At 37.9% G+C, this 13,345-nt stretch carries 10 protein-coding genes and 1 pseudogene; 7 read left to right on the top strand and 4 right to left on the bottom strand.

Going from position 1 to position 13,345, the window contains the following annotated elements; genetic code table 11:
- Positions 1-705: 705 nt before the first annotated feature.
- The 3 genes from cysE to ASJ81_RS17390 form a co-directional block, all read right to left on the bottom strand.
- Positions 706-1,650, bottom strand: coding sequence for a serine O-acetyltransferase (gene cysE / locus ASJ81_RS17400; protein ID WP_095645450.1), 945 nt, complete (start codon positions 1,648-1,650; stop codon positions 706-708).
- Between the two features lie 268 nt (positions 1,651-1,918).
- Positions 1,919-2,845, bottom strand: coding sequence for a cysteine synthase A (cysK, locus tag ASJ81_RS17395; protein ID WP_095645449.1), 927 nt, complete (start codon positions 2,843-2,845; stop codon positions 1,919-1,921).
- A 548-nt stretch (positions 2,846-3,393) separates the two neighbouring features.
- Positions 3,394-3,711: a transcriptional regulator gene (locus tag ASJ81_RS17390; protein ID WP_095645448.1), complete on the bottom strand. Its 318-nt coding sequence runs from the start codon at positions 3,709-3,711 to the stop codon at positions 3,394-3,396.
- A gap of 405 nt (positions 3,712-4,116) precedes the next feature.
- On the opposite strand from ASJ81_RS17390, the gene nifS reads away from it, so the two are divergent.
- From nifS to ASJ81_RS17375, 3 genes are all read left to right on the top strand, one after another.
- Entirely contained in the window at positions 4,117-5,274 is a 1,158-nt protein-coding gene (gene nifS, locus ASJ81_RS17385) for a cysteine desulfurase NifS (RefSeq protein ID WP_095645463.1), read from the top strand.
- 122 nt (positions 5,275-5,396) lie between these two features.
- Entirely contained in the window at positions 5,397-5,786 is a 390-nt protein-coding gene (gene nifU / locus ASJ81_RS17380) for a Fe-S cluster assembly scaffold protein NifU (RefSeq protein ID WP_095645447.1), read from the top strand.
- A gap of 60 nt (positions 5,787-5,846) precedes the next feature.
- Positions 5,847-6,707 (top strand): HesA/MoeB/ThiF family protein, encoded by an 861-nt coding sequence (locus ASJ81_RS17375; protein WP_095645446.1) that lies wholly within the window; start codon positions 5,847-5,849, stop codon positions 6,705-6,707.
- A gap of 476 nt (positions 6,708-7,183) precedes the next feature.
- Here ASJ81_RS17375 and ASJ81_RS17370 read toward each other — a convergent pair whose 3' ends face one another.
- The gene (locus ASJ81_RS17370; RefSeq protein WP_095645445.1) at positions 7,184-8,638 is read right to left on the bottom strand and encodes a flippase; all 1,455 of its coding nucleotides are present in this window, start codon (positions 8,636-8,638) and stop codon (positions 7,184-7,186) included.
- A gap of 1,145 nt (positions 8,639-9,783) precedes the next feature.
- On the opposite strand from ASJ81_RS17370, the gene ASJ81_RS17365 reads away from it, so the two are divergent.
- From ASJ81_RS17365 to ASJ81_RS17350, 4 genes and pseudogenes are all read left to right on the top strand, one after another.
- The gene (locus ASJ81_RS17365) at positions 9,784-10,803 is read left to right on the top strand and encodes a polyphosphate kinase 2 family protein (RefSeq protein WP_095645444.1); all 1,020 of its coding nucleotides are present in this window, start codon (positions 9,784-9,786) and stop codon (positions 10,801-10,803) included.
- A 343-nt stretch (positions 10,804-11,146) separates the two neighbouring features.
- Entirely contained in the window at positions 11,147-11,695 is a 549-nt protein-coding gene (locus ASJ81_RS17360; protein ID WP_095645443.1) for a pentapeptide repeat-containing protein, read from the top strand.
- 629 nt (positions 11,696-12,324) lie between these two features.
- Complete coding sequence (locus tag ASJ81_RS17355; RefSeq protein WP_095645442.1) at positions 12,325-12,813, top strand: hypothetical protein; 489 nt, start codon at positions 12,325-12,327, stop codon at positions 12,811-12,813.
- 217 nt (positions 12,814-13,030) lie between these two features.
- Positions 13,031-13,315, top strand: a pseudogene (locus tag ASJ81_RS17350) (DUF6444 domain-containing protein); the annotation flags it as partial.
- Between the last annotated feature and the right edge of the window lie 30 nt (positions 13,316-13,345).

Raw genomic sequence — 13,345 nt, 5'->3', positions numbered from 1 at the left:
GTATAAATTGAAATAAATATTAAAAAATATCTAGGAATAGAATTTGTGTATACTCTAAATATAAAGGAAGTAAATGAAATCACAGCTAATATCAATAGTAGCAAGCTTATATTACATAGGTAAAAATATAAGTATTCTGAGACTGTAGTATCTCGTATATAAATAGTAATGGCAGATACTATAAACACACAGAATAAAATTAAACTTTCAGGTCTATTAATGTCAAGTTTTGGAAATTCCATTATGCTCTTATATTATAAAACTTTTTTAGATAGATAAGTTTTCCGATTTTAATTAATAAAGTGGTTCTATCGAATTCAGAGAAACCCAATGTCCGACACTGATATGAAGACGATCCTATCTAAAAACTCGGTTATTTAAGCATCACTGTTTTTGATTTTCGTGTTATCAGTCATTTGATTTTTATATGGCGTTTTAGAATTCCGCGAATAAAGACAATCATCGCTTAGACATTGATTGTGAATTTTCTCCTGGTCAACCAAATGCCAAACACCGTAAAATCATATCAGGTTGATGTTTAAAAATTTTCCTTTTTGGTTTTCGAAAATAGAAAGTATAGATCATTTTGCTTCAGTCCAGGCAGGAGTCCAGGTCTATCCTTTGGATTACCTAGTGAGCTTTCCTCTAAGTCCTGATCTTAAAAATCCAAAGTGAGTTAAAACAGTTTTTAGCGTCCTTTTGCTTTTAATGAACGACCTTTTTTTTGTTTCGGTCCCAGCTCCAGGGCTCATCAAGGATATTGACATTAACCTTTTCTACCCCTTCCGCACTCAGGACTTTTCGCCGGATCTGTTCCTTAAAGTACTCGATCATAGGGCAGGCGGTTGTTGTTAATACAAGATTTACATCTACATTTGGGCCGTCGACTATTATTTCCTTGACCAGGCCCAGTTCGACAATATCCATCCCTACACCTGGGTCGATCACGTCTTTTAGCAGGGAATAAATTTTCTCATCTTTAAGAGCTGTTCCTTGTGGAATTTCCTCATGTTCGGAAACTAACTCTTCATGTGCCTGAAACTTGTCTTCTAGCCTGCTCAGCCGGTCAAGTATCTGGCTTATCACAATAAGTCCGGGATCAGGAAGCTTATCGTGGTCTAGTTGCCCTACGGAAGCAGGCGTATGTGGCTCTGCAATCCTTGCAGGAACCCCCACAACCGTAGCTCCGGCTGGGACCGACCGGATGACAACCGAGCCTGCGCCTATTTTGGCGCCTCTTCCGACAGTAATCGGTCCAAGTACGGCTGCTCCTGAACCGATAACCACGTCATTTTCAATAGTAGGATGACGCTTTACCTTTTCAAGAGCTGTCCCGCCTAGCACAACTCCCATATATATAAGAACGTCATCACCTACCTCAGCAGTTTCTCCTATTACCACTCCGGACCCGTGGTCTATGAAAACTCTCCTTCCAAGCTTTGCCCCCGGATGGATTTCAATACCTGTCAACATCCTGGAAATGTGAGAGAGGAGACGGGCCAGAAAATAAAAGTGTCTCTCCCAGAGCGAATGAGATATCCGATGTACCCAGATAGCATGCAGGCCTGGATAGCAGCAGATCACCTCAAGCGTAGACCTTGCTGCAGGGTCTTTTTTAAAAACGGTCCTGATATCTTCCCTGATTCCCATTCGAAACCTTCCGGATTAATTGTCAAATAAATCGGTCAGCTAGTTTTTAGATAAATCAGTCAAACAATTGCTGGTAAGCAGTCAGTCAGTTGCTAATAAACCAGTTAGACAGTTACTGACAAATCAGTCAGGCAGTTGCTGGTAAACAGTCGGACAGTTACTGGTAAACAGTCAGGCAGTTCGGACAGTTGCTGACAAATCAGTCAAAAATTCACTGACAAATCAGTCAAAAATTCACTGACAAATCAGTCAAAAGTTCGCTGACAAGTCAGTCAAAGAGGTCAGTGCTCAGATAACGTTCTCCCGTGTCCGGCAAAATTACAACAATCGTCTTTCCACTCATTTCTTCCCTGGCTGCAACTTGCAGAGCAGCATAGGTAGCAGCGCCTGAAGATATGCCTGCAAGGATGCCTTCTTCCTTTGCAAGGCGCCTGGATGTTGCAGCAGCATTGTCTCCGGTTACTTTGATCACTTCATCTACAAGGTCAAGCCGGAGTACATCAGGAACGAAACCGGCACCGATACCTTGAATCCTGTGTGGGCCCGGGCTTCCACCGCTGAGCACAGGAGACTCGGCAGGTTCGACTGCAATCGCTTTAAACGCAGGTTTCCGTTTTTTGATGACACTGGCAAAACCTGTGATAGTTCCGCCTGTCCCCACGCCTGCTACAATGACATCTGCTTTGCCGTCCGTGTCTCTCCAGATTTCTTCGGCCGTTGTCCGTCTGTGAATTTCAGGGTTTGCAGGATTCTGGAATTGCTGGGTTATAAAGTAAAGTTCAGGGTCGTCAGCAGCCATCTGCTCGGCTTTATTGACTGCTCCTTTCATTCCTTCCGTTCCAGAGGTCAGGACAAGTTCCGCTCCAAGCGCTTTTAACAGTTTTCTTCTTTCTACCGTCATTGTTTCAGGCATAACCAGTATGAGCTTATAACCACGGGCAGCACAGACGCATGCAAGTCCGATGCCGGTATTGCCGCTCGTTGCTTCAATAACAGTAGTACCTTTTTTGATTTTTCCTTCAAGTTCGGCTTTTTCAACCATTGCCAGCCCTATTCTGTCCTTCACACTTCCCATAGGATTAAAGGACTCTACTTTAGCTAACACATCCGCATGCAGACCTTCTGTTATATGGTTTAACCTGACAAGAGGTGTATTACCAATTGTCCAGGTTATATCGGAATATATTTGCCCCATACTTTTACCGTCTCCTGCAACTTACTTTTTTCAGGTTCCACGTATTTTAATTTGATTAGATTATATTAATAAGAATATATTAATTAGATCATATTAACTCAGTTATACTACAGGCTGTCAATAGTGCGTGTTTTTACACTCAAACTTTTTCAGGCCTGATTATAGTTGATCTGATGACTTGTAATATCAGCAAGACACGGAAACACATAGATAATCTACAGGAAATTCACAATTGTGAATTAATTTTATGTTTAATATAGTTATCGAGAAGTTTCTTTACTAAAAACGTACATAAGAATGAAAAGAATACGACAGCAGGGTGTAAAAATAGTGAAGAAATGAAAAAACATTAAGGAATTGGAAAAACAATAAAAGGACTGAAAAGTAGTAAATGAATTGATAAAGTCCGTCTTTATACTTCAGATTTTTCTTTATCTTCAACTTTACCTTCAAGTTTTATCTACTGCTTTACCTACTGCTTTACCTACTGCTTTACCTACTGCTTTACCTACTGCTTTACCTACTATCTTATCCTCTGTATGTTCTTCCTAACTACAACCGTTGTTGCACTTATTTTCAATTCCTCTGGCACTTACACAGATCTCACAAATTCTTGCTACAAAGTCATTAACTCTGTTCTCAATCAGATCCTGAGCAAGCTTTTCGATCAATTCTTTAGTTTCGCCCTGAAACTCGATTCTGTATCCTCTTTTTCCCGAAATATACTGGGAAACTGCCGATGGGGCAATCCCCAGCAACTTTGCAGACGCTGCCTGTGACTGTCCTCTTTTTACGAGTTCGATTGCAAGACTGGCCCTTATTGCGGGGACCAGATCCCACACAATCTTCTGACACGGAGTTTCCATAATTACCATCACTTATTAATATATTACAATTTTTGAAATTTCACAATTGAAAACGAATATATCTGGTGTACATATAAATTATTATCATTGGAAAAAACAATAATGAGATCCTCAGACAGCTCTCTAAGAAGTAAACTTTGAGAAAATGGCTTGATCTTTAACAATTAAAAAAGTTTCTGAAACGATTCAAAAGAGTTTCTGAAACGATTCAAAAGAGTTTCTGAAACGATTCAAAAGAGTTTCTGAAACGATTCAAAAGAGTTTCTGAAAATATTCCTGGACTCCTCCTGTATATCTGTAATTTTTTCCTGGTATCTTACGATAAAACTTATATATTCACAATTGTTATTGCTTATTCACAATTGTGAAGGTGTGAGTGTGACCACTGAAAAAAAGACCATTTACATGGACAACTCAGCTACAACTCCTGTAAGAAAAGAAGTTGTCGAAGAGATGCTTCCTTACATGACTGAGAATTTCGGAAACCCTTCTTCTATTTATGAGATCGGAAAAATCTCAAAACATGCAATAGACAAAGCAAGAAAAAAGGTTGCCGATGCTCTCGGGTCTGAAGAAAACGAGATCTATTTCACATCAGGAGGCACGGAATCCGATAACTGGGCAATCAAGGGAATAGCCTTTGCAAACCGGAGTAAAGGAAAACACATAATCACCTCTTCTATCGAACACCATGCAGTCCTGCATACCTGTGCCTGGCTGGAAGGACAGGGCTTTGAGGTAACATACCTGCCTGTAGACAAATACGGAATTGTATCCCCTGAGGAAGTGAAAAAAGCTATTCGAGACGATACCATCCTTATTTCCATAATGCTTGCGAACAACGAAATAGGGACAATTCAACCTGTAGAGGAAATCGGAAAAATCGCTAAAGAGAGCCGGATCTATTTTCATACGGATGCAGTGCAGGCAATAGGCCACGTTCCTATCGATGTCAATAAGATGAATATTGACCTTCTTTCGCTCTCAGGTCATAAATTCGAAGGTCCAAAAGGCTGTGGAGCTCTCTACATTCAAAAAGGGACAAAAATAGACACTTTTCTGCACGGCGGGGCTCAGGAAAGGAAGCGCAGGGCCGGAACCGAAAATGTCCCTGCTATTGTGGGCCTTGGAAAAGCTATAGAGCTTGCAACAGCCGAAATTGAAGAATCGAATAAAACCCTGCTCGAACTAAGAGGGCGCCTTGTTAAAGGTCTTCTGAAAATCCCGAAAGCTCACCTTAATGGACATCCCACAAAGAGGCTTGCAAATAACGTAAATATTACGTTTGAATACATAGAGGGTGAATCGCTTTTGCTGTTACTGAACGCAAAAGGAATTTTTGCGTCTACCGGGAGTGCATGTAACTCTTTTTCTCTTGAACCTTCACATGTGCTTACAGCTTGCGGAGTCCCGCACGAAATCGTTCACGGGTCACTAAGGCTTAGCCTCGGAAGGATGAATTCAGAACAAGATGTGGACAGGGTACTTGAAGCTGTGCCTGAGATCGTACAGAAATTGAGAAATATGTCCCCACTTACCCCTAAAGAATACAGGACCAGTTGAGCGGCAACTTTACGATATTGGATTAACTGAAGTCGTTTAAAAGTTTTGAATATTTTTGAGTAACCGAAAACTGAGATATAAAAACTGAGATATGATTGGAAAATATCACTGGAGGACAGCTAATGGACTACAGCCTTAAAGTAATGGATCATTTTTCAAACCCGAGAAATATGGGGAGTATTGAGAACAGTGACGGTGTAGGAGAGGTTGGAAATGCGAAGTGCGGAGATATAATGAAAATCTACCTCAAAGTTGAGAATAATCGGATTGCAGACGTTAAGTTTCAAACCTTCGGGTGCGGAGCTGCAATTGCATCAAGCAGTATGGCAACTGAAATGATTAAGGGAAAAACCCTGGAAGAGGCCTGGAAACTTTCAAACAAAGCCGTTGCAGAAGCTCTTGACGGACTTCCTCCGATAAAAATGCACTGTTCAATGCTTGCAGAAGAAGCAATTCATGAGGCAATTAATGATTATCTAAAGAAAAGAGGACTTGAGACGTGGGATGAATAATCTTGGTTCCTATGGTCGATTCCTGGAAACTATAGGACATTGAAATCCCGAAGCATATAAATGGAAAAATATACAGCAGAGAAATATATCAGGCAGATAATGCTTTTTGGGGAAGAAGGTCAGGAAAAACTAAAAAAAGCAACAGCGCTTGTTGTCGGAGCAGGAGGGTTTGGATCTCCTATTTCCACTTACCTTGCAGTTGCAGGTGTTGGGAAAATAGTACTTGCAGACTTTGATTCTGTAGAACTTAGCAACCTCAACAGGCAATTTCTTCATCATGAAAAGGATGTTGGGATAGAAAAGATTAAATCTGCAGAAGAAAAACTCCTTTCCCTAAATCCAGAGATAAAGGTCGAGACAATCAGGGAAAAAATTACGGATGAAAACGCAGACTCAATTGTTCCCCCATGTGATATTATAATAGATGCTCTTGACAATTTTGATACAAGGCACGTGCTGAACAGACTTGCAGTGAAACGGAATATACCCCTGGTTCATGGAGCAGTCTCAGGATACAGAGGCCAGGCAACAACAGTAATTCCGGAAAAGACGCCATGCCTTTGCTGTATTTATCCAACTTCCTTTAAGAAAGAAGTATTTCCGGTGCTTGGAACTACTCCAGGAGTAATAGGAGCTATCCAGGCTAATGAAGCGATTAAGTATCTGGCAGGGCAGGGAGAGCTGCTGGAAAATCGCCTTTTGTTATGGGACGGGCTTTCATGCTCTTTCAGTGAACTGAAGATTAATAAATCCGAAAATTGCCCGATATGTGGGGTTAACAAAAAAGAACGAAGTTATTCTGAATTAATTTTTCATTCGTTCTTCATTTACTCCTTAATTTTATCATTTGTCATTCATTCACCACATATCGTTTATTTCTTAACTTTATCATTTTTCATTCGTCCTTTATTTACTCCTTAATTTTATCATTTGTCATTCATTCAGACTCTGTTCCAAAATCCAGTGATTTTTGCATTTTTGATAGAAAATCTGAATTAGCAAGAAGAATCCAGTTTTTATCAAAATCAATATTCGCTATCTAAAGACTTGAATCATTAAGTTGTATTACACGGATGGTGACCATTTACAAAATCTAGTGATTTTGAATTTTACATCCATCACTAGATTTTGGTACTGAGTCTTCATTCACCACATATCATTCATTTCTTAACTTTATCATTTTTCATTCGTCCATTCTTTAAATTCGTCATCCTTCTGGAAAACGAGTTAATGGAAAACGAGTTAATGGAAAACGAGTTAATGGAAAACGAGTTAATGGAAAACGAGTTAATGGAAAACGAGTTAATGGAAAACGAGTTAATGGAAAACGAGTTAATTATAGAAAAGATAAAAAGATTTAAAGTTGAAAATGAATCAAGACGCAGTCCTACTTTTAATTACACTCTTGGGGGAGTATATTTTATCACCGCAGAAAGTTCGCATTTGCTGAAACCACCGATAATAAGCATTAAAGAGATATAGATAAATGCTCCCAATGCTGCTACTCCAAAAAGTTCATAGACATTTGAAATAACAAAGTGAGAAACAAACAGATACATCCCAAAAGAGGAGAAGACACTTTTTGCGATGTCATAATAATAATAGTCAAACACAAAATGCTTCCTAGATACGTAGATACAGAGTACAATCATTAAAAAATAAGAGATCAGGGTTGATAGTGCTGCTCCGATAAAGCCAATAGAAGGTATGAGCAACAGGTTGAGTAATACATTCGAAACTGCAGCAATGATATTAATGTAAGTAGCAGATTTTGTTTCTTTTACAAGAAACATTATATTGACAAAGATTTGGAAAACTCCTGCTAAAAGACCTGAAAGTGCAACAATTGGAATTACAAGCCAGCCTGAAAGGAAGTCTGGAGTCGTAAAAATTCCGAGAAGAGGCTTTGCAAGAGCAGAAAGGCCAAAAACAGCTGGAACGGTAATAATAAGGAAATATCTCAATGAATTCGATAAGTAGATCTTTACCTGATCAAGTTTATCCTCATCAAATAACTTTGAAAGCTCCGGGAGAAGAATAACCTGAAGAGGAGTTACAAGAAGCTGGATGAGAGTTCCAATGGAATAAGCTGCTGAATATATACCTGCGCTCCCAAGACCCATAAAATAAGTTACCAAAAATCTGTCACTGGATGCTGTGACCCACGTTACAAGAGCACTGGGAGTTAAAGGGAATGAGAATTGCAGGTACTCTTTTATGTGAGTAAACCTGGGAATAGTAAATCCTATCTGCAATACGATTGTCACAAGAGAAATTAAAAAAATGAAACTCTGTACAAGCAGAGTTGCGATTATCACACCTAAAAGTCCGTACCCCAATTTAATAAGGACCAGGATAAAAAACAACTTTCCAAATGTTTCGAGGAGAGTAAAGTAAGAATATTTTTTAATCTGCCTGAAGACTCTGAAATAATAAAGAGATATTGATTCGACTACAGTCAGGAGGATCAAAGCGGAACCTGCCTGGATAAAATAAGTCGCTTCAGGATCCTTAAAAACAACGGTTGCGAGAGGCTCTGCAAATATATAAACTAACGAAGAGGCCAGAAAGCCGGAGATCGCCACAAAGAAGAGAATAGAATATAAAGCTTCTCTTATCATCTTTCTGTCAGTTTCAGAAGATAAAAACCTGACAAACCCCATGGAAAGACCCATAAGTGCAACTGAAGAAACGAGAGATACAATAATATTGATCTGGGCCCAAAGTCCATAATCATATGTTCCAAGGGTTTTTGTGATTATCGGAAGTAGGAAGAAAGTTCCCAGGCTAGTAAATACCTGAACTGTCCCGATAAGGCCAACGTCTCTTACAAACTTTCGATATGACACCATGTCACCTAAAAAGAATCCGTTTTTAACTATTTTGATTGTGAGTTCATGAAGATAACCTGCTAGAGTTTATCTCGCAATTTTATTCACTCACTATCCAAAATCTGATATTTAAACCCTTTTGAACATTTAGCAATCCTGTTGAATTTTCAGTTTTACAGTAAAAATTTTCAGTATCTTAGTAAGAAGGCTTTTCACAATTACAAGCTCACTCTCTGTCTGGTCACCACCGGTGATTACAATATCCAGAGACCGATTTATTTAGGCATAGAGTTTGCAATTTCAGACATATAAAATACCCCTGAGAAGTGGATACCTAAAAGATGTGCATTTTTATGATATCTAACTCTTCTGTCTTGCTCATTCTATTCTAACTTTACTTGAAATTGAAATCTACTGAGCTCTATATATAGCTACTCTATTTAGTTTATATGTACGTAATGTAAAAAATGATTAATAAATACACTATGTTTTGTATTTAGTTATACTCTTAAAAAGAAAAACTCAAAAATTAGATAATGGATGTGGGCTATTGAAAAGTAGAAGTAACAGAGTCGCTCTATTTTTTCTCAAAACCATGGAAGACTTACTTTTCAGAATAAATCAATGATCCTGGACACTACTATTTTTTAGTTAAACCATATAAATCTAATTGATATATCAATAAAAATGAAGAAGTATATTGAAGAAAGAAAAATCACAGAATTCCACTGGAAATAAAGGGGTTTTGAGTTCACAATATATTTTTCTATAAATTTGTGTTTGTCTGCAGTCCTTACGAGTTCAAATTGTATTAAATCATAATGCCTATAGCATGTTTAAAATTAAACTTGGTTCTATAATTGGGACAAGACTTATCCATTTGAACTGAAAAACAGTAGCATTAAATCGTTAAATATTTAATGTAAACTCAAATTATGATACTTACTATATCTGTTTTTGGCTCCATACGTCGAGTATATAACTCCTATGGAATAACTTAAGGTCATAGCTATCTAAATTTTGGAAAATCACTCATCTATCATACGGGCCACATTGACAGCACAGTCGATGCTATGAGTCCCATTACTCAAACATATCTGGATAACTTTTGTAAGTTTAATAAGTCTTGAACATTAAATACAGGGAATAATACAGGGAGTTAAATTATGGCAAACAGAATAGAAGAATTGCTGGACGTCCTGAGGGTTCCTTCCGGCAAGAAGATCAACCTGAAAAAGGACTACGATCCAGACTTCACCGGTAAATGGGTGAAAAAGGAAGAGGCTAAAGAGGCCCTGACCGAAGGCATCCAGATTCTGGCCGAGATGCAGGACAAGCTCTGGGCTCAAGATCAATATGCACTACTAATAATTCTTCAAGCTCTCGATGCAGCAGGCAAGGACAGTACCATCAAGCATGTAATGTCAGGCGTCAATCCACAGGGGGTCGATGTTCACAGTTTCAAGGTCCCCTCAGGTGAGGAGCTTGATCACGATTATCTGTGGCGTAACTTCAAAGCCCTGCCTGCTCGTGGTCGCATTGGAATTTTTAACCGTTCTTACTATGAAGAGGTCCTTGCCGTACGCGTGCACCCCGAGTTCCTTGCTGGCCAGAAGCTTCCCCCATCGCTGAAAGACAAAAATATCTGGAATCGGCGCTTCGAGGAGATCAATAACTTCGAGAAATACCTGGTTGACAACGGCATCATTGTAGTAAAGCTCTTCCTGTATGTGTCTAAAGAGACACAAAAGGAGCGTTTCCTGGAGCGGACATTGGAGCCGGAAAAGAACTGGAAGTTCTCCGCAGCCGATATGAAAGAGCGGGCTTTTTGGGACGATTATATGGCAGCCTACGAAGACATGTTCAATCACACAAGTACTGAGTGGGCTCCCTGGTACATCGTGCCAGCCGATCATAAGTGGTTCACCAGGCTGGCTGTGGCGGCTGTACTCTATAACACGATGAAGAGTCTCAACTTAGCCTATCCTACTGTCAGTGAGGAGCAGAAACAAGCTTTGCTTGTAGCTAAGGAGGAACTTGAACACGAGGATGGTGGTCTGAAGGATAAAGCCGTCACAAGGGCCGAAGCGAAGACTGCTGCCGATCCAAAAACTCTGGCTGCACGCAGCAAGGTCACCAAGGAAGAAGTTAAGAAAAACAGTACGAAAGGCAAGAAAAACAAGTAATACCTTTCCATGCGTTTTCGGTTAAGTGAGGAATTGTGACAATTGCGTCAATTTCCTTAACATTTGTCAAATATTTTAATAAATTACAAGCTGGGACAAGGTATCGATTTCCTGTAAATAGGTCAAAATTTAAGACCTGCTTCCAGTACAAAATCGATAGCTTTCAGGCAAGAAAATTCTTTAACTATAGTACACATTCGTACTATTCCAAAAGTTCTATATAGTGTAACGTATATTTCCTCTATTATTTTTAAAGTTTTAAACCAATATTGTTAAACTTTTAGATCACAAAATAGACTGTGGGCTTATTTAATTTTAAGAGTAGAGGAGGACAGATTGTCAAATGACAATTCTTAAAGAGGTTAAAATTAGCCAGGCTAACCTCAGAGAGTCTAATTTTGAAAAAATGATATTTAAAAAAGCTAATCTTGTGAGAGCTGACCTTATGGGAGTTAATCTTAAAGAAGCTAGCCTCGAAGAGCCTGACCTTAAAGAAGCTCACCTTGAGATGGCTAATCTAGATGGAGCCAACCTCACAAAAGCTAACTTAAGAGGAACTTTTCTCCCAATAGTTCAAATTAGAGAAGCTAAATTAACATACGTTCACCTTGAGGGAGCCAAATTAGTAAAGAATCAGCTAAAAGGAGCCAATCTTGAGGGAACTTATCTTTTTATGGCAAGCCTTGCAGGAGCTAACCTTGCAGGAACAAACTTCACAATGGCTGACTTGGAGGAAGCTGATCTACTAGGAACTTATTATTTAACAATTGGTCAGTTATCTAAAGTTAAAACACTTCGAAATGCAAAAATGGACAAAGAACTCCTTATACAATTAAAAATGAGATGTCCCTCTTTATTTAAGGATCTAACAACTGGAAGTTGTCATTTTTAATATCTGTTTATTTCATTTCAAATAAGTATCTAAACTATATGGAAGTGATCTTATGGAGGTAAAGCGTAGTGTAACAACGCCAGTAATAAAAACTGTTTTTAGAAATGGCTTAGAGGTTTTTGCTATTTATTTGTGATTGTACTGTCACTAGTGTCAAGTCAATTGTCAAGGATTCAATGATTCCTAATAACTGCACTCGATTTTATACGACATTTTGTGTTTGACTCGACACTAGGTAGTAATAGCATTTGCAACATTGAATACAGAGTATCTGTGTGGGAGATAGTTGTTTGTGGGATAGGCAGGTACTTTGATTCGGTGAAACCTCTACTGACTTACCTTTTGGCTATAGTTGAATGAGTTTTATAGCACATAAGTATCTGTAAATTCAATCAATATAATTAATTAAACTAAACATGTAACGCAGGTACTTTTGACCGATAGATGAAAATTTAGATTACATTGGTTTTGTGACGTTTACCTTTTAGAAAAATAACTGATAGTTTAGTCATATAATATGAAGAAATTGTAGATAAAGGTCTTAGAAATCTTCATAACTATGGTACATTAAAGTAAAATGTTTTAAATAAAATTCATAAAATGGCAAAACAGATGTTAAGAGGGATAAAATGAAAGAAAAAACTAAGATATCAGAAGATACTAAGATATCGGAAGATACTAAGATATCAGAAGACACTAAGATATCGGAAGATACTAAGATATCGGAAGATACTAAGATATCGGAAGATACTAAGATATCGGAAGATACTAAGATATCGGAAGATACTAAGATATCAGAAGAAATCAGTAAACTTAGATCAAACATAGCAAAAATTGAAGAGATAGTAAGTAAAGCAAATACTACAAAAGGAAATAAAAGAAACCTTTTGAAGGAAGCAAAAGAAGGCAAATTTTTACCAAAGAGTGAAATAAAAAAGTTTTCTACTGACATTGGAAATTTTGATAAAATAGCAATGGATAAAGATTTGATAAAAAAAGCTAAATCTAAATTAATAAGATTAGAGCTCGAAATGGCCCTCAAAGAATACACTACGTTACAAGACGAATATGCAAAAACTTATTCTGAAATTGAGAGTCAAATTACCAGTAGGTTTTAAATAGAACACAAGTAAAATCAAAAATAGATGTTATTGTAAGTAAGTATCTGATATGTGCTGAGATCATCTTTTAATGTACATCGTTTATTTTTTAAGTAAATTATTTTTAAACTATTTTTTTAAACTATTTTGTTACTATTCAGGTAGCCTTTTTAGGGCTACACAATTTTTCCTCTTTTCGAGGAAAAATTGGATTTACAATGAGTTATTTCTATCTTTGATGAAACGTGAAGAGATTCTTGCTCTGTGTACTTCAAACCCTGAAGTTATTGCAACTTACATTGAGAGTCTTGAATCTCAAATAAAACAGCTTAGTGAAAAATTGCAAGTTTTAGAATCTCGCTTAAATCAAAATAGCAGAAACAGCAGTAAACCTCCTTCTACTGATTTTTTTGTCAAAGGAAAACCTAATCCCAAGAGTCTCCGTAAAAAGAGCGAAAAGAACCCTGGAGGTCAAGAAGGTCATCCAGGAACAACTCTTAAAATGGTTGATAATCCTGATTAGGTAATAGAGCATTCTTTGAACTGCTGC

Origin of the sequence: Methanosarcina spelaei (assembly GCF_002287235.1) — an archaeon.
In the GTDB taxonomy this organism is placed as follows: Archaea; Halobacteriota; Methanosarcinia; order Methanosarcinales; family Methanosarcinaceae; genus Methanosarcina; species Methanosarcina spelaei.
Note: the sequence above shows the minus strand (reverse complement) of the source record. Positions and strands in the feature narration are given on the sequence as shown.